Source organism: Acinetobacter thutiue, from assembly GCF_030385805.1.
Taxonomy (GTDB): Bacteria; Pseudomonadota; Gammaproteobacteria; order Pseudomonadales; family Moraxellaceae; genus Acinetobacter; species Acinetobacter corruptisaponis.
The window spans coordinates 79,634-101,985 of sequence record NZ_JAUDZE010000007.1 but is presented as its reverse complement, the minus strand read 5'-3'; the positions used below and the strand labels follow the sequence as shown (position 1 = coordinate 101,985).

Sequence of the window (22,352 nt, the reverse complement as noted above, 5' to 3'; positions counted from 1 at the left end):
ATCTGTATACTAGAACAAAAGAGTTAAGGGTTAGAAGCGGTGCGATTGTCAGCATTAAAAGTCAAGCAAACGGCGGTAATCACCAAGGTGAATCGCCTGGTCGATGAGACTGGACAGCCAGATCTTGTAGCGGTGCGTTTAGAGAGTTTGGGCTTTGTGCCAGGCACTCAGGTGCAGGTGATTACCAAAGGTGTTTTTGGTGGCGATCCGATTCTAATCCAGATTGGCTTTACCCGTTTTGCATTACGCAAGCTTGAAGCCGAGAAAATTGAAATTCAACTTGAAGGAGCACCTGCATGAGTGATGCGTTACGTGTTGCCCTTGTGGGGAATCCAAACTGTGGTAAAACCTCTTTATTCAACCACCTGACAGGAACCCGCCAAAAGGTTGCCAACTATGCAGGGGTAACGGTTGAGCGTAAGGTCGGACATTTCCAGTTACCATCGGGGCGTAGTGTTCGTGTCCTGGATTTGCCAGGAACCTATAGCTTACAGGCCACCAGTCCAGATGAGGAAATCACCCGTGATGTCTGTCAGGGCAAGATCGCGGAAGAGGGGCAGCAGGATGCCTTTTTATGCGTGGTGGATGCAACCAACTTAAAGTTGCATTTGGGCTTGGTGCTGGAAATCATTGAGCTGGGCAGACCAATACTGGTGGTGTTGAACATGATGGATGAGGCACGTCGCCGTGGCATCCAGATCAATACCCAGAAATTGTCAGAACGTTTGGGCGTACCCGTGGTCGAGACTGTAGCAGTCCGTAACACAGGCATTGAAAACCTATTACATGCGCTTGACCAGGAGAAATACAAGGTTCCACAAACAGAGCTCAGTGGTTTGAAAGGTGGACACCATCAGAAAATTGAAATGATTTTCAGGGATGTTGTGAATTTCGTTGATCAGGAAGATAAGCGTACAGATTTTCTTGATAAGATTTTCCTGCATCCAGTGCTGGGCTTGATTAGTTTGGCTGTGATGATGTTTATCGTCTTTCAGGCGGTCTTTGCCTGGGCTGCACCATTCATGGATGGGATTGAAAGTCTGTTTGGCTGGCTTGGAGAAACCCTGGGACAACACATTTCCCAGCCATTGCTGCAAAGTCTGGTCGTGGATGGCATTATTGCAGGAGCTGGTGGTGTGGTGGTGTTCCTGCCACAAATCCTGATCTTATTCTTCTTTATTCTGGTACTGGAAGAATCAGGTTACTTGCCACGGGCAGCGTTCCTATTAGACAAGTTGATGTTCAAGGCTGGTCTGAGTGGGCGCGCCTTTATTCCATTGCTTTCAAGCTTTGCCTGTGCCGTGCCTGGAATTATGGCAACACGCAGTATCAGTGATCCTCGTGATCGTTTTACCACGATTATGGTGGCACCGCTGATGACCTGCTCAGCACGGTTACCCGTATATGCCTTGCTGATTGCTGCCTTTATTCCAGAGCAAACTGTGTGGGGCATTTTTAACCTGCAAGGTCTGGTATTGTTTGGCCTGTATATGTCAGGTATTGTCAGCGCGCTTTGTGTTTCCATCGTGATGAAATTCCTGCAAAAGGACAAATCACAACATGCCTTGCTGCTTGAGTTGCCAAGTTACCGTATTCCAGATCTGAAAAGTGTCGGGATTGGACTGCTGGATCGCGGCAAAATCTTTATGAAACGTGTCGGTGGCATTATCTTTGCCCTGTCGATTTTGCTGTGGTTCCTATGTACTTTTCCGCAGGCACCAGAGGGTGCAACCCAACCTGCAATTGACTACAGTTTTGCAGGGATGCTAGGGCATGTGATCCAGCCTATTTTTGCCCCGATTGGCTTTAACTGGCAAATCTGTATCGCCTTGATCCCAGCGATGGCGGCCCGTGAAGTGGTGGTGGCTGCACTGGGTACCGTCTATGCACTGTCTGGTGCGGATGATGATGCGGTGGCACAAGGTCTAGCGCATTTGATCAGTGCTGATGGTTCTGGTTGGTCATTGGCAACAGGTTTGTCTTTGCTGGTGTGGTTTATCTATGCGCCGCATTGTCTGGCAACATTGGCAACGGTACGCCGTGAAACGGGTTCATGGAAGCATGTGGCGGTGATGACCGCTTATCTGTTTGGATTGGCCTATTTAATGTCTTTCTTTACCTACCAAATTGCATCACGCATTTGGGGGTAGGAAATCCCACCTGACCTCCCTTTAACAAAGGGAGGGAGTCATTGGAGAGATGCTTATGTTTGAGTACTTGATTATTGCTGTATTGGTGCTGTGGAGTGCTGTGGTGGTATTTAGGAAAGTATTTCCTCAAACAGCGAATGCGGCATTTCTGGCGTTGTCGAAACTATGCCAGCGTTTAGGCTGGCAGCGTCTGGCCACATGGTTAAAACCTAAAATGGTGGTGGGTTGTGCTGGAGGCTGTGGTTGCTCAACAGACGCGAATGAACCACAAAATAAAAAAGAAACGGTTCAGGCGGTAAAATGGCGTTAAGTGAATACACTCACTTGTTTGAGCCTGTTGATATTCTGGAAATGTAAACAGGCTCAGTTGCTATATTTTTTAAAGACCTGTATAAGAATAAAAATGTTTGTTTTGTACATTTATGAAATAAATTTAACTAAAATTTAGTATCCAACATATAAAAGGATAACAATCATGCAAGTTCCATTTGACTTTTAATAGCGCCGCATTGCTGGCATTTATTACCGCATTGATCTGGAAAGTATTGGGTGCATTGGCACTCTGGATCATTGCGCGGTGGCTCATTAATTTTGCAATTAACCAACTGCGTAAACTGTCTGTGCATCGAAATCTGGATGCAACCTTGACCCGCTATGGTTTATCCATCTTAAATATTACCCTGAATATTCTGCTGGTTATTGGGATTCTGGGTTATTTTGGTATCCAAACCACAACGTTCGCAGCCCTGTTTGCAGCTACAGGCGTGGCGATCGGTTTGGCATGGTCTGGACTGCTGGCAAATCTGGCTGCTGGCGTATTTCTGATTATCTTACAGCCATTTAAGGTGGGGGATTTTATTCAGGCGGGTGGTGAAATAGGCACTGTCACTGAAATTGGATTATTTGCTACGACTATAAATACTATGGATAATATCCAGACGATTGTAGGCAATAATAAAATCTTATCGGACAATATCCAGAATTTCTCCCATAATGCCTATCGCCGTGTTGAGTTGTAGGCACAACTTTCTGCAAGTACTGACCCTAAACAGGCAGCCATTTTGTTAAAAGAAGCGATTGCCAAAATTCCTAACGTTCTGGTTGAGCCCGCGGTGGATGTGGAAGTGCTGGAGCTGAATTTAATTGGGACAATTATTGCGGTACGCCCATACACCCATAATGACCATTATTGGCAAGTGTATTTTGATACCAACTATGTCATTCAGGATGTTCTTGGTAAGGCTGGATTTATTGCCCCTGCCCCGACACAAAATATTGTCGTGCAGCAACCACTTAATCCATAACATTGAATGTGAATAGAGTCTTACTGTCATTTATGGTAAGGCTCTAAATTTGTATCATGTTCTCAATGCAAAAGCATGATATTTAACAATGATGTTGTTCTTGGGTAGGGCTGAAGCTTAATCATTTAGAGAATATAGGGAATTATAAAAGAATATATGAACCAGATTGAAGCCACTGAAGAAACATCATTAAGCCTTAAGCATAAAATTATTCTGGCTGGATTTATGGTCTTGGTCACCATTATCTTTCTATTAGGACTAGGGGAGGAGGGTACACCTTATCGGGCTGGAATAAACTGGATCGGTTCTATCTTATGTTTCATCTATTTATGGTTTCGTCCTGAGGTGATTGAGCTAAAAATAAAGGGAATCAAACCCAGGAAAATTGACTGGCTGATGTATCTGGCATTGGGGTTATGGTTGATTGTGGTCTTTATTCCATTTTGATCTGTATATCCAGTCTGGCTTTTACGCACTGACACAAAAAAGCCTGAATAAAACCAAAACTGAAAAAGCATTTAAAACAGTAAAGTGCTAACATTTTTGCCATTCTGTGAACTGCAAAAATGGAACGAAAATGTTAATACAACGTGGTGGATTGAAAGTCGTGGCAGGCCTGGGTATTTCAGGTGTGTCGGCGGTTAACTTTTTACATGAACAAGGCTACCAGGTTGCAGTTACGGATTCTCGGGAAACTCCCCCTGGACATGACCAGATTCCCGCTGGAGTGAAAACCAGCTTTGGGAAACTCGATTCAGAACTTTTACAACAAGCAGAAGAAATTATCCTAAGTCCAGGCCTTGCGCCGCAGCTACCCGAAATCCAGCAGGCCATTGAGCAGGGTATTGCTGTTATGGGTGATATCCAACTGTTACGTCGCGCAACAGAAGTTCCAATTATTGCAATTACAGGTTCAAATGCAAAAAGTACCGTGACCACACTGGTTGGCTTGATGGCGCAGGATGCAGGCAAAAAAGTGGCTGTGGGTGGTAACCTTGGCCGTCCTGCACTGGATTTACTGAAAGATCAACCTGAGTTGATTGTACTGGAACTGTCCAGCTTTCAGCTTGAAACAACCTCACACCTGAATGCAGAAGTGGCTGTGGTGTTGAACATGAGTGAAGACCACCTGGATCGTCATGGCAATATGCTGGGTTACCATAAGGCCAAGCACCGTATTTTTCAGGGCGTGAAAAAAGTGGTGTATAACCGTGATGACAACCTAAGCCGCCCGTTGGTTCCAGATGTGACGCCGATGCAAAGCTTTGGTCTCAATGCGCCTGACCTGAATCAATATGGTGTGTTGCGAGATGCAGATGGCAGCATGTGGTTGGCGCGTGGACGTGAACGGTTACTTAAAACTTCCGAAATGTATATTCAGGGAATGCACAACGTTGCCAATGCACTGGCCTGTCTGGCATTGGGTGAGGCAGTTGGCTTGCCAATGCAATCCATGCTTGAAACCCTAAAAACGTTTAAGGGGCTGGAACATCGCTGTGAATATGTCAAAACAGTCGATGGGGTGCGCTATTACAACGATTCCAAGGGAACCAATGTGGGAGCGACGCTGGCTGCGATTGATGGTCTGGGTGCTGCGATTGAGGTTAAGAAAGGCAAGCTGGCACTGATTCTTGGTGGGCAGGGCAAGGGACAGGATTTCAAGCCATTACGCGATGCAATCCAGAAATATGTCAAGAGCGTGATTCTGATTGGTGAGGATGCGGCAGTGATTGAACAGGCCATTCAGGGAACCACCATCATCCAGCATGCCAATAGCCTAAAGCAGGCGGTGGAATTGGCCCAGCAGGCAACACAGGCGGAGGATGTGGTTTTACTCTCGCCAGCATGCGCCAGTTTTGATATGTTTAAAAGCTATAATGATCGTGGACACCAGTTCGTGGCATGTGTAAATGCCTTGAATGAAAATAAAAACTAGGGATAGCGTTATGGCTGATTTAGCCCAAAATACCACACAAAAAATTGCACAGCTATTGAGTCGTTTGCCCAAGTTTCCAGCTGAAATGACGGCGCGCAATATCCTGATTTTTTGTGTGATTTCCTTGCTGTGTTTCGGTTCAGTGATGGTGGCGTCGGCCTCGATGCCCTATGCGGAATATATTCATGAGAATCCATTCTATTTCCTCATCCGTCACGGCATCTCAATTGTGGTTGCGGCAGTGGTGGCATTTTTAACCTATCGGGTCTCCCTGAATCTGTGGTTTAAAAATGCGTTCCCGTTATGGTTGATTACCATCGTCTTACTGCTCGCTGTACTGGTTGTGGGTTCTGAAGTGAATGGGGCACACCGCTGGATTAAGGTAGGTGGCTTTACCTTGCAGCCTACAGAGATTGCCAAGATTGTGATGGCAATTTTTACCGCTGACTATGTGGTTCGCCGTGCCAAAGAGGTGCGAACACACTGGAAAGGTTTGCTGCGCCTGAGTGGTGTCATGGCCCTAACCGTTGGCTTCATTGTGGCTGAACCTGACTTGGGAGCCACCGTCGTGATTGTCTTGATGATGGTGGGTGTATTTTTTCTGGCAGGTGCGCCAGCAACACAGTTCCTGATTATGCTGGGGGCAATTGTTGCGGGTGTGACGGCCCTGATCCTGTTTGAGCCTTTCCGTTTTCAGCGCCTGATTTCATTTACCAATCCCTGGGCTGATCCATTGGGCGTTGGCTACCAGCTTTCCAATGCGTTGATGGCATTTGGACGTGGTGAATGGTTTGGCACGGGATTGGGACACAGTGTCCAGAAGCTGTCCTATCTCCCAGAAGCACATACCGACTTTATGTTGGCAGTTCTGGGTGAGGAGTTTGGTTTTGTTGGCGTGACCATTGTGATGGTGCTGTCATTTACCATGCTGGCATGCTGTATTCGTATTGGTCACCGTGCATTGCAACATAACTACCTGCGTGCAGGCTATTTGGCCTATGGCATCAGCATTATTTTCCTGCTACAGATTCTGGTGAATGCAGGCATGAATATGGGTCTGATGCCAACCAAGGGTTTGACACTGCCATTCATTAGTTATGGTGGCACGTCATTGATGATGTGTGCAGCCATGATCAGTCTAATTTTGAAAATTGATGCATCAACGCAAGAGTTAAATCCAGTAAAAGAAGAATCAAACTTCTAGTTAATCAAGCTTGAAAGTTTTACAGAAGCCCTTTGCCATGCATAGGGCTTTTTTATTCCCTATAGATATATTCCAGCCAAATGAATACCTTTTGGAATTAAAGCAACATTCCATTGTTGCACCGCCTGTTTGAGCATGATTCGGGGCTGGTCAAGTTCAACATCAGGCTGACCTAGCGCTAAAATCGCCTGCTGTAGCAGTTCTGGAGCTTTGGAGGTATCTAATGCCTGTGCCATATTCTGCTTTGACAGTTTTTGTCCCTGATCATTCATGGCGAGGGGTAAATGCATATAGCTTAAAATTGGATAATTTAACAGGGAACCCAGCCAGATTTGTCGTGCTGTGTTATCCAGTAGGTCTGCGCCACGCACCACATGGGTAATCCCCTGTAAATAGTCATCGACTACGACAGCCAATTGGTAGCTAATAATGCCATCTCGGCGTTTTAACACAAAATCACCAAGTTCATGCTGTAGATTTGAGCACTGTTGTCCCTGTAAGCGGTCATCAAAACAAATGAGCTGATCAGCGACCTTTAGACGAATCGCCTGCTGGCTGAAATCAAGATGCAGGTCACGACAAGTACCTGCATAGATATGATTGGAACCCAGCATTTTACGTGTGCATTGACAGGCATAAACCGCCTGGATTTGTTTAAGCTGTTCAAGCACCTGTTCATAAAGCTCTAAACGATCTTTTTGAAAAATGATTTCGGCATCAGGTTCAAACTGAAATGCATCAATACAGGAGAGAATGTGGGCTTCACTATGGGGATAAATGCGTGGAATGTCGGTGTCTTCAATGCGAACCAGCCATTTGCCATGATTGGCTTTGGCATCGCAATAGCTTGCGACTGCGGTAAGCAGGGACCCAAAGTGCAGTGGACCTGTGGGAGAGGGGGCAAAACGTCCAATGTATGAGCGGCGATTAAGCAAAGCATCGCTTTGCCGCTGCGCAAGAGCGAAGCTGTGCTTCGCTTCATGGCTTAACACGGTTGTCAAAATTATCCGTTGTTTTGCTTTTCTTTGATTTCTGCCAAAGTTTTGCAATCAATACAGAGCGTTGCCGTTGGACGTGCTTCCAGGCGACGCAGGCCAATCTCGATACCACAGGTTTCACAGAAGCCATAGTCTTCGTTCTGGATCGCCTCAATCGACTGTTCGATTTTACGAATCAATTTACGCTCACGGTCACGGGTACGCAACTCAATCGCAAACTCTTCTTCCTGTGTTGCTCGGTCATTGACATCAGGCAGTGCGGTTGATTCATCCTGCATGGTGTTCAGGGTACGGTCAACTTCAGACATTAACTCGGCTTTCCATGCATTTAAAATTTGACGGAAATGCTCAAGCTGTCCTTCAGACATATATTCTTCGTTTTTCTTTGGCTGATAAGGTGCGATACCAAACAAGCTTGCAGTGGTTCCACTTTCTGTAGACTTGGGCTTGGTTTTACGCACACGTTTTGCAGGCGCTTTTTGATCGTCAATCACTTCTGTCTGTTCGTCCAGGACTTGATTTTGGTTGTCATTCGCCATATAGGGCATTCCTCATCATACACGTACTATCTATACGCAAAAAATATGGTGATATGCAAGTGTTTTTATACAAACCGAAGATGGTTTTTTCCATCAGGGGCCGTCATCATATAGAGTTTTTAGACAAGATGGTAGTCATTCCTGTCTAGATTTCGTGAGAAATCGTGGATGTGATGTGTAATCAAAGTTATAGGGTCTGTTGATATTTCAACCATGCCTTGCGTTATAGGCTAAAACAACTCAAACAAGGCATGAAACGTAGGCAATGGCGATTCCCTTGTCAAGTTTCATAACGAAGTTTGAGGCAGTTTTAGCCATAACCCTACGGGACAGGGACATTTTTTGCCGTTACTGCGTTATGTCTTGCTTACTTAGAGTCACTAAGTTTCGCAAAACATGCCTTGTATCGTCTAAAAAATGTCCTCTGTCGCAAGCATCTGTGAAATGTCAACAGACCCTAATCATATCCCAAAACTTCTGAGCTACTCATCCGTTGTGAGCTTGTAAGCCGATAGACCTGTGTTTCCAGCTCTCCATTGGCCTTAAGGCAGATATAACGGTAACCAGGATGTTCCTCATCCAGGGCAAACTTGTCGCTTTTTGGCTTGAATTGAATACAGGTGGAGGGGGTTGATAAAAAATCGACACCCTGCCAGCTATGAATGGAATCCTGATGCACATGACCGCAGACAATCGCCTTTACATTGGAAAAGGGCTGTATGGCGTCCAGCAGGTCAGAAGAATTCTTTAATTTATGCTGGTCAATCCAGGCCGACTGCATTGCAAAGGGATGGTGATGACAGGCAATGACCACATAGCGGTCTTTTAGCTGTTCCAATAGTTTGGTCAACTGCTCTAACTGACCATCCGCGATTTTTCCATCAATACGTTGTGGCTGTGCACTGTTCAATAAAATGATGCACCATTTGCCAAGCTCAACCACTGTTGCCTGTGTCTGGTCGCTTTCATGGAAAGGGAAATGCGCAACGTCATCATGATTACCTGGGGTGTGGAAGAAAGGAATACCCAGACTCTGCATATGTTGTAGATAGCGATTGTAGGTCACTGGTGTCGGATTCTGGGCCAGATCACCTGTATGCACAATCAGGTCAATATGGGGGTGCTGTTGGCGCATCAAGTCGATTACTGCATGAAAGCTTTGCTCGGGATGCATCCCGACAAACTCCAGATGCGGATACTCCAGTAAGTGGGTATCAGTAATCTGTATCATCACAAAATCATTTTGCGATAACGCTGAGACCTGGAAAGTCACCGTCTGTAGCCCCTCAGATTCTTATCATTGTTGTAAGTGTTGAGCCAGCCACTGCAATGCCATAATCACAGGTGCATTTCTCAAACGCCCATTCTTAAGTAAAGTGCCTAGTTCTGAATAGTCAAATAAATGAAGCTGGATGTTCTCCCCTTCATCTGGCATCCCAAAGATGCCCCCCATTTTTGGTAATTCTACTTCTGCCGCATACAAGTGAAAAAATTCAGAGCATGCCCCCGCAGAGGGGTAAAAACTAAATAAATGCTGTAGTTGCTGAACCTCACAACCCGATTCTTCCAGGCTTTCCCGACGGATACAGTCTTCTGGTGCTTCATCTCCATCCAGCACGCCTGCAATGATTTCAAGCTGCCATGCCGAGTCGGCATCATTCAATGCACCGACCCGAAACTGCTCAATCAGTGCAAAGCGTTGTTGTTGGTCATTATAAAGCAAGACACCAGCGGCTTCTGGACGATGAATCAGCTCACGCTCAATCACGGGTGAGTAGTCTGGCTGATTAAACAGTCGGTGCCGAAAGCTCACTTTCTCAACTTGAATGAATCCCCGAAAGATCGGCTCTCGGGATTCTATCGTTACGTCTGATGCTGAATAGCTGGCGTGGTCAAGAATATTCATCTTCAATCAGGATGAGATTGTACATATCTCATCCTAACCGAGAATGATTCGCGGGAAAATCTTTTTTTAGTCGATTCACACCTTGTGGTACAATTTTTGACCATGTTCCTGATAAGCGGTTTTCATGGCACTGAGACCTGCTTCAACATCTTTTTCCGCATCATTTGACTGATTGGCATTGTGTTGATTTTGCGCATAATCTCGCACATTCTGGGTGATCTTCATGGAGCAGAATTTTGGTCCGCACATGGAGCAGAAATGGGCTGACTTATGCGCCTCTTTTGGCAGGGTTTCATCATGCATGCTGCGTGCCGTATCTGGGTCCAGACTCAGGTTAAACTGGTCATCCCAACGGAACTCAAAACGTGCCTTGGACAGTGCGTTGTCACGCACCTGTGCGCCTGGATGGCCCTTTGCCAGGTCCGCCGCATGCGCCGCAATCTTGTAGGTGATAATCCCATCCTTGACATCTTTCTTGTTGGGTAGACCTAAATGCTCTTTTGGTGTGACATAACAGAGCATGGCAGTACCATACCAGCCAATCATCGCGGCACCAATCGCCGAGGTGATATGGTCATAACCTGGTGCAATATCAGTCGTTAATGGCCCCAGTGTATAGAATGGCGCTTCCTTGCACACTTCCAGTTGTAGGTCCATATTCTCCTTGATCATATGCATTGGCACATGACCGGGACCCTCAATCATCACCTGTACATCATGTTCCCAGGCGCGATGTGTCAGTTCACCTAACGTTTTGAGTTCGCTGAACTGCGCTTCGTCATTGGCATCCTGAATACAGCCAGGACGCAACCCATCACCCAAGCTAAATGATACGTCATAGGCTTTCATGATTTCACAGATTTCATCAAAGTGCGTGTAGAGGAAATTTTCCTTATGATGAGCCAGACACCATTGCGCCATAATCGAACCACCACGCGACACGATGCCTGTCAGACGATTGGCAGTCATTGGCACGTAGCGCAGTAGTACGCCTGCATGGATGGTGAAGTAATCCACACCTTGCTCGGCCTGTTCAATCAAGGTGTCCTTAAAGATTTCCCATGTGAGGTCTTCGGCCACACCATCGACTTTTTCCAAAGCCTGATAGATGGGTACTGTGCCGATTGGAACAGGTGAGTTGCGGATAATCCATTCACGGGTCTCATGGATGTTTTTCCCTGTCGATAGGTCCATGATGGTATCGGCACCCCAACGGGTTGCCCAGGTCATCTTTGCCACTTCTTCATCAATGGATGAACCGAGTGCAGAGTTACCGATATTGGCATTGATTTTTACCAGAAAATTACGACCAATAATCATCGGTTCACATTCTGGATGGTTAATGTTGGCTGGGATGATGGCGCGGCCCGCAGCCACTTCCTGACGAACAAACTCAGGGGTGATTTCCCTTAAATTTTGTGCACCGAAGTTTTGCCCTGCGTGTTGACGCATATCCACATCATTACGCTGGCGCTGGTTTTCACGAATGGCAATATATTCCATTTCAGGGGTAATCATGCCTTGCTTGGCATAATGCATTTGCGTCACGTTTTTGCCCGCTTGAGCACGGCGTGGATTCTGAATGTGGGCAAAACGAATGTCAGCGGTACGGATATCTTTTAAGCGGGCTTGTCCAAACTCGGAACTGAGGCCTGCAAGCACATCGGTATCGTTACGTTCCTCAATCCATGTTTGGCGAACTGAGGGTAAGCCTTGATTTAAGTCAATCCGTATGTTTGGATCGGTGTAAACGCCCGAAGTGTCATAAACCATCACAGGTGGGTTGTGCTCACCACCCAAACCTGTTGGGGTGTCAGTGAGGCTGATTTCACGGAATGGAACCTGAATGTCGGGGCGGGAACCCTCGACGTAAACTTTTTTGGAGGCAGGTAGAATACGGGTTAAATCTTTAGCATCCTGCTCATGTTGGGCAGAAATGTCAGCAGGGGAAAGATTCGTTAACTGGTTCATGGCATGATCCTTATGGAAAACATTAACGAATCAAGCACGACCAAAAACGCTGGCGGATTTATCCTGAAAAATGGATAAAACTGGGCTGGGTTTTTGCTGGGCTTGATTCCTACGCAGGTGTTAACCTGATCAGGTTCAACGGTACTTGTCCTTAAATCCTTATGATAAAAAATAGGGTTAAGACAATCTCAGCAGTTTGTTAACTGCGCTCCGTCAAGCTAGGGCTAGACTACCAGATTTTTAGGTTTTTGTTGTATCAATTCACACCATTCTACAATGCGCATGTTATTGTCATAAAACTTTCATGATTGCTGTGTTTTAATCACCCATCATTTTCCATGTGTCTAGTGGAGGCATACTGTGAGTCCAAGTAATCCTGTGTTAAGTCACCATATTTCTTCACAATTTAATGAAGACTTACAAGCTGTGCATACCAAGTTTATGACCATGGGTGGTTTGGTCGAGCAACAGGTTGCCAATGCAATTCATGCCTTGCTTGATACCGACGCAAACCTGGCAATTGATGTTCAGTTCAAGGACAATACCGTCAATCAGCTTGAACGAGATATTGATGAGGGTTTAACCCTGATTCTGGCACGCCGTCACCCAGCAGCGATTGACTTGCGTATGGTGATTGCGATGAGCAAGGCCAATACCGACCTTGAGCGTATTGGTGATGAAGCGGCAAAAATTGCGCGTATTGCCCAAAACCTGTGTGAAGAGGGAGAGTCTCCACGTGGTTACATGGAAACACGCCATATTGGTAATCAGGTTCGGGTGATGATTCATGATGCGCTGGATGCTTTTGCTCGTCTGGATGTGGATCAGGCCTTAAAGGTAGTCATGGCGGATGTGGATATTGACCGTGAATACCAGTCGGCAACACGTACTTTGATGACCTATATGATTGAAGATCCACGTCATATTTCCCGTGTTATCAATGTGATGTGGGTACTGCGTTCATTGGAGCGGATTGGTGACCACGCGCGTAACATTTCCGAGCAGGTGATTTATATGGCTAAGGGAATGGATGTGCGCCATACCAGCATTGAAGAAATTGAGCAGAAAGTAAATCAAAAATAATTTCAGGAATTAATATTAACCACTGAATGATCAGTGGTTTTTTATTGGAAAAAGTCCAGATAAAAAAATCCCAGACTTCGGGGGAAAAGTCTGGGAGAGAAATATCATGCGTTATGTGAGATATCAATGTATCTCTTTATCTTTCTTAGACTCACTATAAGTATATTCCCCTCAAGTGTCATGTAGACAACTGTGTATACTGTGTAAGGCTTTATTACTTGTGTAAATGTCACGTAAAAAGAGAGCTGAAAATCAGCTCTCTTTGGTGCGTTCTTGCCTAGTGATAATCGTTGCTAGCAGAGCCTTAAAAACGAGGTTTTAGTTTGCTTATCCTTGCACTCGAAGCATAGCTTCTCGTCTTGCGTAAGTGATTCTTTTTAATTGTAGCCTACGCGGACTTCGTCCTTGTCTTGCAGAAAACTAAAGCGTTGCTTTAGTTTTCTTCAGGCTTCCACCCCTCAGCTTTTTCAACGCTGTCATCATTATCAAAGAACTTCTCACGTTGTTCTTCAAGAAATTTTTTCGCGTCAGGTTCAAACACATTCAAGCGTTTTTCATTGATGAGTGTGGTTTGATGCTTTAACCATTCCTGCCAGGCCTGTTTTGAAACAGTTTCAAAAAACTCCTGACCTTTCGCGCCTGGAAATGGTGCAAAGTCCAAGCCCTCAAGTTCCTGTTTGTACTTACGGCAAAATACTTGTCTAGTCATCATCAATCCTTAAGCGTATAACTGTTCTAGTCGAGTGCGTGCGCGTTCAATCGCGGCTTCCACCTGCTTGGGTGCTGTACCGCCAATGTGGTCGCGTGCATTGACAGAGGCCTCTAAAGTCAAGGCTTTATCAAATACATCGGCTGTGATCAGGTCAGAGAACTGTTGTAGCTGTTCAAGTGTCAACTCAGACAAATCTTTTTCCTCTGCCACACCCAAGGCTACAGCTTTACCCACAATTTCATGGGCATCACGGAAAGCAGTACCTTTTTTCACAAGGTAGTCTGCAAGGTCGGTTGCGGTTGAGAAACCACGTAATGCTGCTTCACGCATAATTGCAATATTGGGTACAAGTGCTGGAATCATGTCGGCAAATGCCATCAATGAACCACGAACTGTATCAATCGCATCAAACAAAGGCTCTTTATCTTCCTGATTGTCTTTGTTGTATGCCAATGGCTGACCTTTCATTAACGTCAATAAGCTAATCAAGTCACCAAATACACGGCCTGACTTGCCACGAATCAACTCAGGCACATCTGGGTTTTTCTTCTGTGGCATAATCGAAGAACCAGTACAGAAGCGGTCTGGAATATTCACAAACTTGAACTGTGCTGAAGTCCATAAAATCAATTCTTCTGACATACGTGACAGATGCATCATGATCAGTGACGCAGCCGCATTAAATTCAATGGCAAAGTCACGGTCAGACACCGCGTCCAGCGAGTTTTCGGAAACCGCCTCAAAACCTAGAAGTTCTGCGGTGTAGGCACGGTCAATTGGATAGGTCGTGCCTGCCAGTGCTGCTGAACCGAGTGGCATACGATTCACGCGTTTACGGCAGTCCTGTAAGCGTTCAGTGTCGCGTACCAGCATTTCAAACCAGGCCAACAAATGATGACCAAAAGTCACAGGCTGTGCGGTTTGTAGATGGGTAAAACCTGGCATGATGGTATTGGTGTTTTTAGTTGCCAGTTGCAGAATGCCATTTTGTAAACGCTGTAAAATAGTCAGGATATCATCGATTTCATCACGCAAATATAAACGGATGTCGGTTGCCACCTGATCATTACGACTACGGCCTGTATGTAGTTTTTTTCCAGTGATACCGATTCGTTGAGTCAGGCGTGACTCAATGTTCATATGCACATCTTCCAGATCAATGCGCCATTCAAACTGACCCGCTTCAATTTCGGCCTGAATGGTGCTTAAACCCTGAATAATGTCGTCACGTTCTGCTTCAGTGAGTACCCCAACCTTGGCCAGCATGGTGGCATGTGCAATTGAACCCGCAATATCCTGTTTATAAAAACGTTGGTCAAACTGCACAGATGCGGTAAATTCTGCAACAAAGGCATCTGTTGCTTCAGAGAAGCGACCGCCCCACATTCCAGAGGTTTGGTTCGGGCTTGCTGAAGAAGAGGATTGAGAAGATGTGGTCATGGCGGCTCAGTAAAATAAAAAAGAGTATAGCAAATCCAAACGCAGTTGCCGAAACTCGACGCAACAAGTTATCGCAAATGCGTCAGGACAATGTACAGGATCAGACATCAGCTTCCTATTTTTTTACGAAAATTGGGCAATGGCAACACTTATTGGAACTTATTGTTGCCAGTAATGTGCTGGCGATGGTGTTGGCACTGGCAGAGGCACGTTCATGGCAGGCACTGGAAACCGCCCGTGTTTTGCAATATATGTGCTTTATTAACTGGGTGATTTTGTCCTTTTCTGCGCTGGTTGATTATTTTCAGGAGTTTTTTGCCAAATTTAGTCAGAAAATGGCATTAATTTTAGGCTTTATTTTACTTCAACTGGTTGTTTTGTTTACCACTTGTGCGGTAAATATAATCCAGTTCTGGGCTTCACGCTCGACCGACTTTTCAGAACAGGTTTTATTTCAGGGGGTGGGCCTGCATTTAAGCTACGGCATATTGCTGGGCGCGTTTTGCATGCGTTACCTGTATATGCGTGAACAATGGCTCAAACAGCAATACAGTGAGCTGAATGCACGCATTCAGGCAATGCAGGCACGTATTCATCCACACTTTTTATTTAACAGTTTAAACAGTGTGGTGAGCCTGATTGCGATAGACCCCGATCGTGCTGAAAATATGCTGATCAGTTTGTCCCGTTTGTTCAGGGCAAGCTTTCAGGAGCTTAAACTGGTGAGTCTGGCGGAAGAGATTGATTTGTGCCAGCAGTATTTAAGTATAGAAAAAATGCGTTTAGGAGAACGTTTAAATGTAGAATGGAATATACAGGCAACGCCAATTGACTTAAAAAGGGTGACGATTCCACTATTAACATTGCAACCTTTGCTTGAGAATAGTATTTTTCATGGGGTGGAAAAGGTTTTGCAGCCATCAACCATCAGTGTATTGGTTGAAATATTGCAAAATCAAGTCAGTATAGTCATTACTAACCCTTATTCCCACGATACAATAAAATCGAGAAAAGGGAATGGAATTGCGATAGAAAATGTGAAACAGCGCCTGAAAGCCTATTATGGGCAAACGGTCAAGTTTCAGGTTTATGGGGGAGCATCGCTCTATACGACGGTGGTAAGCTACCACTATCGAGTAAAATAATAAGTCCAGTTAACCATAAAAAAGATGGATGAAGTTAACGGTGACAAGGAGGAGAGGATGAAAGTTCTGATTGCTGATGATGAACCTCTCGCAGTAGAGCGTTTGTCACGTTTAGTGACCCAGATGGGGCATGAGGTTGTTGCGACGGCGCATCATGGGCAGGATGTGTTGAACCATATTGAAAATGATTCGCCTGATGTGGTTCTACTGGATATTCAGATGCCAGGGATGAATGGACTGGAATGTGCCGAGCAGTTGAGTCAGCTCAACCCGCGTCCCGCGATCATCTTCTGTACAGCCTATGACCAGCATGCATTGGAAGCATTTAAGTTTCAGGCACAAGGATACCTGCTTAAACCTGTTGCACAACAAGACCTGCAACAGGTGTTTAATCATTTAACCCAACTTACACAAGCACAAATGACTGGTTTACAACAACAAGACGATATGTACGATACTAAAACCCAACGCCATCAGATTGCTGCGAAGACTTATCGCGGTGTGGAACTGATTCCCCTGGAAAATATTTATTATTTTTTGGCCGATCAAAAATATGTCACTGTACGCCATAAAAATGGCAGTGTGCTGATTGATGAAACCCTCAAGGATTTAGAGCAGGAGTTTTCAGACCGCTTTATCCGTATCCATCGCAATGCCTTGGTCTCGCTTGATTATCTCGAAGGTTTGGAGCTGATCGCTGCTGGACAATATCAGGTTCGGTTGCGTGATCTGGATGAACGCCTGTCTGTGAGTCGCCGTCATTTGCCGAGTCTGAGAGAGTGTATGCATCAGCTCTAAAGACGGCATTTTCAGCATTATTACTGTGCACTTTATGATTTTTTACTTGCAATTTTAGGTGATCAAGTTAAGTTGGGAACAATTGCCTTGATCAATCCTCATTTAGCGCTATGAAAACCCTAAAAATTGCGACCCGACAAAGCCCCCTTGCCCTGTGGCAGGCAGAGCATATTCGTTCTCGTTTAAATGAACTTTATCCAGATTTGACGGTTGAGCTGGTGAAGTTTGTGACGCAGGGTGACAAGATTCTGGATACGCCCTTGGCAAAAATTGGTGGCAAGGGATTGTTTGTTAAGGAGCTGGAAGCCGCATTGCTGGATGGGCGTGCTGACTTGGCGGTTCATTCGATGAAAGATGTGCCGATGCACCTGCCTGAGGGTTTAAGCCTTGCGGTGATTTGTGAGCGTGAAGATCCTTTGGATGCGTTTGTTTCCAATCAATATCAACATTTTGATGAATTGCCACAAGGGGCAAAGGTTGGAACCTCAAGCTTGCGCCGTAAATGTCAAATTTTACAGCTACGCCCTGATTTAGAGATTATCGATTTACGTGGAAATGTAGGGACGCGTTTATCCAAGCTGGATGATGGTTTGTATGATGCGATTATCTTGGCCAGTGCTGGTTTAAAACGTTTAGGTCTGGCAGATCGAATTCGTCATTGCTTAACACCTGTTGTGAGTTTGCCAGCGGTGGGTCAAGGTGCACTTGGTTTAGAGTGTCGTGCTGACGATGAAACATTATTAAAACTCATTCGACCTTTACAACATGAGGAAACCTCGATTTGTGTTCGTGCGGAACGCGCCTTTAATGCTTATCTTGAAGGCGGTTGTCAGGTTCCAATTGCAGGTTATGCAACCCTAAATAACCAACAGTTGCAGATTGAGGGTCGTGTTGGCAGTGTGGACGGTAAAACCTTGCTCAAACAACAGTTGTCTGGTTCAGCGGATCAGGCCGAACAATTGGGTGAACAACTTGCACAGGATTTATTGCAACAGGGTGCAGGTGAGTTGTTGAAAGCGTTATATTGATGCTGTTCATTAATACCCGCCCTCCAGATCGTGCCTCCAGCCTCACCCAGGCATTGACTGAGGCAGGCTATCAGGTTGAAAGCCTGCCCTTGCTGGAATTGGTGGCGGAATCTTTTTCTGAAGCATTGCAGCAACTTTACCAACAGCTTGAACAGGTGCAGGTGATTGTTGTGGTCAGTCCAACCGCTGTTGAGATCGGGATGTGTTATCTGCAACAGGCAGGTATCACTTTGGAACGGTTGGCGCATATTCAGTGGATTGCGGTTGGAAAAACCACCGCACAGGCATTAGCAAAGTTTAATATTAAAAGTGATGCACCTGAGATTGAAAACTCTGAGGGCATGCTGCAACTGCCGATTTTAAGGCAGCATCCCCATTTAAGTCGGATTGCGTTTTGGCGTGGTCAAGGTGGGCGACAGTTTATGATGCAGCAGTTGCAACAGCGGGGTATCAGTATTCTTAACTTTGTGCTGTATCATCGACAGTGTCCTGAAATAAGCTTGAAGCGTTTTCCCGATATCTTATCAAGAATTCAACGCGATCAACCGACGATGGTGTTGATCAGCAGCGAGGCAAGCTGGAATTACTGGCAACAGCTTTGCGGCCAGGACCTTATTCAAGCACAATGGGTTTATCTGGTATTGGGTGAGCGTTTGGTGAAGATAATGGAAAATGCAGCAACGCAGGCAGGTGGGGCATTTAACATTATTCCGCTTGAAAATTTGTCTGCATCAGGGATGATTCAACGCATAAATGACTGGCAAGGAAATCTATGAGAAAAATTGTATATTTAATATTAGCACTGGGTTTGGTGTGGTTGGCCAAGCTTAGTTATGATGTTGCACAATATTCTCAAACGATTCCCCAGCTTCAACAGCAGCTTGATCAAACACAACAGCGCTATGCACTGCTGAATGACCAGTTTGTTGCTGTACAGCGTCAGGCCCAGAATAACCGTGTTGTGGAACCTGCTGAAGACATGGTGACGATGCCAGCGACAATGACAGGCGTCGCGCCTATTATTCTGATTAAGCAACACTTGCAGTTGATTCAGTTTGCAGTGGAACAGCAGCAGTTTATCTATGCACTTGAGCATTTAAATCAGTTACAGCAACAGATCGTTCAATATGCGGTTGCTCCTGCATTGCAACAAAGTTTAATGAAAGCAATTGAACAGGATCGGCTAGCTATTCAGCAGTTTGTACTGGCACAAACACAACAACAGCAGCAACTGAATCATCTACTGCAACAACTGGATCAAAAAATACAGCAAGAAATCTCCAATCCCAACATTACGCTGCAAAAGACTGCAACTGGTTCATGGTGGCAATTGTTCAGGCTGGAAAGGGTTGAACAGCCCGCTACGGATTTAATGAACCGTCATGTGCTGCTCAAGGAGGCGCAGTTACGATTATTGCTGGCATCCCAGGCCTTAAATCAGGGGCAAACTTCTGAATACCGAAAGTCAGTTCAGGAAGTCATACAGTTACTGGTGAAACTACCTGACCAAAATAGCCAACAGATCAGGTCCCGACTGGAGAAAGTATTGAATTTACCTGCTGTGCCAACGCCAAAACTGACAACACTTGGTTTGTTGGGGTAGCGAATGATGAAACAGCTTGTATTGATTTACCTACTTGTCGGTCTATTAATCTTTGCCCTGCTTGCCGTATTGAACTATGGCTATGGTGCGGGTTATGTCTATATTTACTGGCGCGATTGGCAATTCCAGAGCAGCGTTTGGGGTCTTATCCTGCTGTTTATTTTGGTGAGTCTGTTTGCACAGTTATTATGGATATTTGCTCGGCGTTATTTAGCACGTGAGCAACGAAAAAAAGAAACAGTTTTACATTTTAGAGACCTGCATCCCTATGAACAACTCGGCATTGTCTGGTTGCTGGATGCTGCCAAGGACCAGCAGATATTTATTGAACGTGTTTTTACACAATCAGGCTTGCTGAATAATATTGTGGATGCGCAGTTTGATTATCGAAATGGAGATTATGAAACTGCGTTGCAGCATCTGGAAAAATCGGCACCTATGGCTTTTGAACTGGCTGAGTTACAGCGTATCGATATTTTTTTAGAACAGCAGGAAACTGAAAAGGCACTGACCCATTTGGAATTTCTTGCCCAGCACCAGCTTTCTCCCTGGTTAAGTGAAATTGAAACAGCATATCAGCAACGTATCACGATTTTATGGGGTAAGTTGGCATTACAAAAACCGTGGTTATTTTTACGTACCACGCAGCAGGGTTTACTTGATGCTGAATATCGTGATTTATGGTTGCAGCAGTTACTCATTCAGTTTGACCAGGCTTCAGTCGATGATTTAATTGCCTTGCAGCAACGTTATTTGGCACTGCAAAGCGAGATTCAGGCGCGACCATACAGTAGTAAAGTCCTGTGGCTGAAATTAATGGCACGACTGCCAGAAATGAGCCTGCAACACGAAGATTTAGCCTTACATTTATTGCAGGAACATTTTGACCCAGAGGTGTTTTATCTTTGGTTTCAGCAGCAGTTGTTAAAGCAGATTCCAGATTATGCCTATGTGGAACAGCGTATAATCCAGCTTGAGCAGCGTTATACCAGTGTGCCCATGTTGACGTTCGCCAAGTGGCATATTTATGTGGCGACACAGCGCCAGCAAGAGGCGGAACAGCTCTTAAGCCTATATCCAGATAACATTTTAATGAGCTACCTACGCATTAAAACCGTGCTTGGCGATAATCCTGATTTAATCAGACAGTTGAATTTAATCTTTGAAAATGATGTTAATTTTCTTAACTTTAAGATATGAGTGGAAATATGCAAGAACTGTCTATCTATCCTGTTGTTCACGAGCAAACTGTGGCTTGGGGAGATATGGATGCTTTTGGCCATGTCAATAATGTGCAGTATTACCGATATATTGAAAGTGCGCGAATTGCGTATTTAATGGCATTAAATATATTCGAAAATGATATATTGACTGTGGTGGCTTCCAGCCAGTGTAAATATTTAAGACCAGTATTCTATCCCGATGTATTGCATATTGGGGCACGCATTGAAGAACTGAGAAACAGTGCATTTCGTATGCATTATATGTTATGGAGTCAGGCACAAAACCAGGTTGTTGCAACGGGTGAAGCTGTGTTGGTGTGTGTAGATAAGCAAACCTCACAGAAAGTGAATATTCCAGAGTTGATTAGAGATAAAATTATTCAGCTTGAAGCCAGTGTTGGACATAATCTTGCTGCTGATTAATAAAGACAATTATGTCTATTTTGGATGCCTAAAATAGATATTTATATCATTGGGTTCTTTTGTAATTCTAATCATGCATTGAGCGAATAGAACCCTTTTATAGATCATCGAATAAGAAATATTTTAGTAAAAATTAAGAAAAATTTAATATTATTACTATCGAACCTCAGTCACAATTCATTTAGTTTAAGTTCATTTAATTGATCGGAATCCTGTATGTTTTATTTAATTGTAAATAAAAAAGTGATTTTATTGTATATATGCGATTAAGTAGACTATTCTGATATTGATTATTTAATCACTTATAAATTAATATGGAATTGAATTTTTAAATTCGTTTTTATTTTTGAGTGATATATTCCCTTTTTTGATTTGGAGTGGTTCGAATGAAACCCGATATTAGTGATTTATCTGTTGAAGACCTAAAACGTTTGCAGGTGGAAGCAGAAGCTTTAATTGCAAGTAAAAAAGATCAGGCCATTGAAGATGCCTATGACCAGATTCTTGCGATTGCTGAAAGTGTTGGATTCAGTGTTGAGGAACTATTGGAGCTTGGTGAGCAAAAACGTAAAAAAACAACGCGTAAAGCAGTAGAGCCGCGTTACCGTAATAAAAATAATGCTGAAGAAACCTGGACAGGTCGTGGTAAACAACCACGCTGGTTGGTTGCTGAATTAGAAAAAGGTGCAAAACTTGAAGATTTCTTAATCTAATCAAGTTTTAAAAGTCATTGTTTTGTCATACGATGACTTTATCCTGATTCAAGAGCCAGGCTGAAAAAGCTTGGTTTTTTTATATGAGAGAATTGGCGATGTTGAAAAAGTATGCATAATGTCATTCGGGGAACAAGTTTCTCAAAACGGACGATCTGTTGCATGTTGGTAAGGAT

Annotated in this window: 23 protein-coding genes, 1 pseudogene and 1 riboswitch; of the genes and pseudogenes, 17 read left to right on the top strand and 7 right to left on the bottom strand. The window is 44.6% G+C overall.

The genetic code is table 11. From position 1 onward, the window contains the following. Positions 1 to 39: 39 nt before the first annotated feature. From QTA56_RS13740 to ftsW, 8 genes and pseudogenes are all read left to right on the top strand, one after another. Positions 40 to 300, top strand: coding sequence for a FeoA family protein (locus QTA56_RS13740; RefSeq protein WP_267981570.1), 261 nt, complete (start codon positions 40 to 42; stop codon positions 298 to 300). Next, positions 297 to 2,150: a ferrous iron transporter B gene (gene feoB / locus QTA56_RS13735; protein ID WP_267981568.1), complete on the top strand. Its 1,854-nt coding sequence runs from the start codon at positions 297 to 299 to the stop codon at positions 2,148 to 2,150. Before QTA56_RS13740 ends, feoB begins: the two co-directional genes overlap by 4 nt. A gap of 55 nt (positions 2,151 to 2,205) precedes the next feature. Beyond that, positions 2,206 to 2,460 carry a DUF6587 family protein gene (locus QTA56_RS13730; protein ID WP_267981561.1) on the top strand — a complete coding sequence of 85 codons (255 nt, stop codon included), beginning with the start codon at positions 2,206 to 2,208 and terminating at the stop codon, positions 2,458 to 2,460. Positions 2,461 to 2,638: 178 nt separating this feature from the next. Then, on the top strand, positions 2,639 to 3,169 hold the full coding sequence (locus QTA56_RS13725) for a mechanosensitive ion channel family protein (protein WP_267981560.1): 531 nt from the start codon (positions 2,639 to 2,641) through the stop codon (positions 3,167 to 3,169). A 21-nt stretch (positions 3,170 to 3,190) separates the two neighbouring features. Then, positions 3,191 to 3,454 (top strand): annotated as a pseudogene (locus QTA56_RS13720) (hypothetical protein); the annotation flags it as partial. A gap of 156 nt (positions 3,455 to 3,610) precedes the next feature. After that, positions 3,611 to 3,901, top strand: coding sequence for a hypothetical protein (locus QTA56_RS13715; RefSeq protein WP_267981558.1), 291 nt, complete (start codon positions 3,611 to 3,613; stop codon positions 3,899 to 3,901). Between the two features lie 130 nt (positions 3,902 to 4,031). After that, positions 4,032 to 5,390 carry a UDP-N-acetylmuramoyl-L-alanine--D-glutamate ligase gene (gene murD, locus QTA56_RS13710; RefSeq protein WP_267981557.1) on the top strand — a complete coding sequence of 453 codons (1,359 nt, stop codon included), beginning with the start codon at positions 4,032 to 4,034 and terminating at the stop codon, positions 5,388 to 5,390. 10 nt (positions 5,391 to 5,400) lie between these two features. Further along, positions 5,401 to 6,594 (top strand): putative lipid II flippase FtsW, encoded by a 1,194-nt coding sequence (ftsW, locus tag QTA56_RS13705; RefSeq protein WP_267981555.1) that lies wholly within the window; start codon positions 5,401 to 5,403, stop codon positions 6,592 to 6,594. A gap of 59 nt (positions 6,595 to 6,653) precedes the next feature. Here ftsW and gluQRS read toward each other — a convergent pair whose 3' ends face one another. The 5 genes from gluQRS to thiC form a co-directional block, all read right to left on the bottom strand. Further along, a complete protein-coding gene (gene gluQRS, locus QTA56_RS13700; RefSeq protein WP_411956106.1) occupies positions 6,654 to 7,586 on the bottom strand; it encodes a tRNA glutamyl-Q(34) synthetase GluQRS in 933 nt (310 codons plus the stop codon). Between the two features lie 11 nt (positions 7,587 to 7,597). Further along, complete coding sequence (dksA, locus tag QTA56_RS13695) at positions 7,598 to 8,131, bottom strand: RNA polymerase-binding protein DksA (RefSeq protein WP_267981553.1); 534 nt, start codon at positions 8,129 to 8,131, stop codon at positions 7,598 to 7,600. Positions 8,132 to 8,588: 457 nt separating this feature from the next. Further along, positions 8,589 to 9,404 carry a 3',5'-cyclic-AMP phosphodiesterase gene (cpdA, locus tag QTA56_RS13690; RefSeq protein ID WP_267981551.1) on the bottom strand — a complete coding sequence of 272 codons (816 nt, stop codon included), beginning with the start codon at positions 9,402 to 9,404 and terminating at the stop codon, positions 8,589 to 8,591. 24 nt (positions 9,405 to 9,428) lie between these two features. Then, on the bottom strand, positions 9,429 to 10,037 hold the full coding sequence (locus QTA56_RS13685; RefSeq protein ID WP_267981549.1) for an NUDIX domain-containing protein: 609 nt from the start codon (positions 10,035 to 10,037) through the stop codon (positions 9,429 to 9,431). 75 nt (positions 10,038 to 10,112) lie between these two features. Continuing rightward, the gene (thiC, locus tag QTA56_RS13680) at positions 10,113 to 12,008 is read right to left on the bottom strand and encodes a phosphomethylpyrimidine synthase ThiC (protein WP_267981547.1); all 1,896 of its coding nucleotides are present in this window, start codon (positions 12,006 to 12,008) and stop codon (positions 10,113 to 10,115) included. 89 nt (positions 12,009 to 12,097) lie between these two features. Beyond that, positions 12,098 to 12,231: riboswitch (TPP riboswitch) on the bottom strand. A gap of 137 nt (positions 12,232 to 12,368) precedes the next feature. Here thiC and phoU point away from each other — a divergent pair. Further along, positions 12,369 to 13,091: a phosphate signaling complex protein PhoU gene (phoU, locus tag QTA56_RS13675; RefSeq protein WP_267981545.1), complete on the top strand. Its 723-nt coding sequence runs from the start codon at positions 12,369 to 12,371 to the stop codon at positions 13,089 to 13,091. A 433-nt stretch (positions 13,092 to 13,524) separates the two neighbouring features. On the opposite strand, the gene QTA56_RS13670 is transcribed toward phoU, so the two are convergent. After that, positions 13,525 to 13,800: an oxidative damage protection protein gene (locus QTA56_RS13670; protein ID WP_267981544.1), complete on the bottom strand. Its 276-nt coding sequence runs from the start codon at positions 13,798 to 13,800 to the stop codon at positions 13,525 to 13,527. A 9-nt stretch (positions 13,801 to 13,809) separates the two neighbouring features. Beyond that, on the bottom strand, positions 13,810 to 15,243 hold the full coding sequence (gene argH / locus QTA56_RS13665; protein ID WP_267981543.1) for an argininosuccinate lyase: 1,434 nt from the start codon (positions 15,241 to 15,243) through the stop codon (positions 13,810 to 13,812). Here argH and QTA56_RS13660 point away from each other — a divergent pair. The 8 genes from QTA56_RS13660 to QTA56_RS13625 all read left to right on the top strand — a co-directional run bounded on the left by QTA56_RS13660 (position 15,234) and on the right by QTA56_RS13625 (position 22,176). Then, complete coding sequence (locus tag QTA56_RS13660) at positions 15,234 to 16,388, top strand: sensor histidine kinase (protein ID WP_267981542.1); 1,155 nt, start codon at positions 15,234 to 15,236, stop codon at positions 16,386 to 16,388. The two genes, argH and QTA56_RS13660, sit on opposite strands and share 10 nt — an antisense overlap. Positions 16,389 to 16,445: 57 nt before the next feature. Next, entirely contained in the window at positions 16,446 to 17,186 is a 741-nt protein-coding gene (locus tag QTA56_RS13655) for a LytR/AlgR family response regulator transcription factor (protein ID WP_267981540.1), read from the top strand. Between the two features lie 110 nt (positions 17,187 to 17,296). Further along, positions 17,297 to 18,214, top strand: coding sequence for a hydroxymethylbilane synthase (gene hemC, locus QTA56_RS13650; RefSeq protein ID WP_267981538.1), 918 nt, complete (start codon positions 17,297 to 17,299; stop codon positions 18,212 to 18,214). Then, on the top strand, positions 18,214 to 18,990 hold the full coding sequence (locus QTA56_RS13645; RefSeq protein WP_267981536.1) for a uroporphyrinogen-III synthase: 777 nt from the start codon (positions 18,214 to 18,216) through the stop codon (positions 18,988 to 18,990). Before hemC ends, QTA56_RS13645 begins: the two co-directional genes overlap by 1 nt. Continuing rightward, positions 18,987 to 19,817, top strand: coding sequence for a hypothetical protein (locus QTA56_RS13640; RefSeq protein WP_004680748.1), 831 nt, complete (start codon positions 18,987 to 18,989; stop codon positions 19,815 to 19,817). The genes QTA56_RS13645 and QTA56_RS13640 overlap by 4 nt, the downstream gene beginning before the upstream one ends. A gap of 6 nt (positions 19,818 to 19,823) precedes the next feature. Next, positions 19,824 to 21,017, top strand: a complete 1,194-nt coding sequence (locus QTA56_RS13635) for a heme biosynthesis protein HemY (protein ID WP_267981629.1) — start codon at positions 19,824 to 19,826, stop codon at positions 21,015 to 21,017. Between the two features lie 8 nt (positions 21,018 to 21,025). Beyond that, positions 21,026 to 21,463 carry an acyl-CoA thioesterase gene (locus tag QTA56_RS13630; protein ID WP_267981534.1) on the top strand — a complete coding sequence of 146 codons (438 nt, stop codon included), beginning with the start codon at positions 21,026 to 21,028 and terminating at the stop codon, positions 21,461 to 21,463. Between the two features lie 386 nt (positions 21,464 to 21,849). Further along, positions 21,850 to 22,176 (top strand): H-NS histone family protein, encoded by a 327-nt coding sequence (locus QTA56_RS13625; protein ID WP_267981532.1) that lies wholly within the window; start codon positions 21,850 to 21,852, stop codon positions 22,174 to 22,176. Positions 22,177 to 22,352 lie beyond the last annotated feature (176 nt).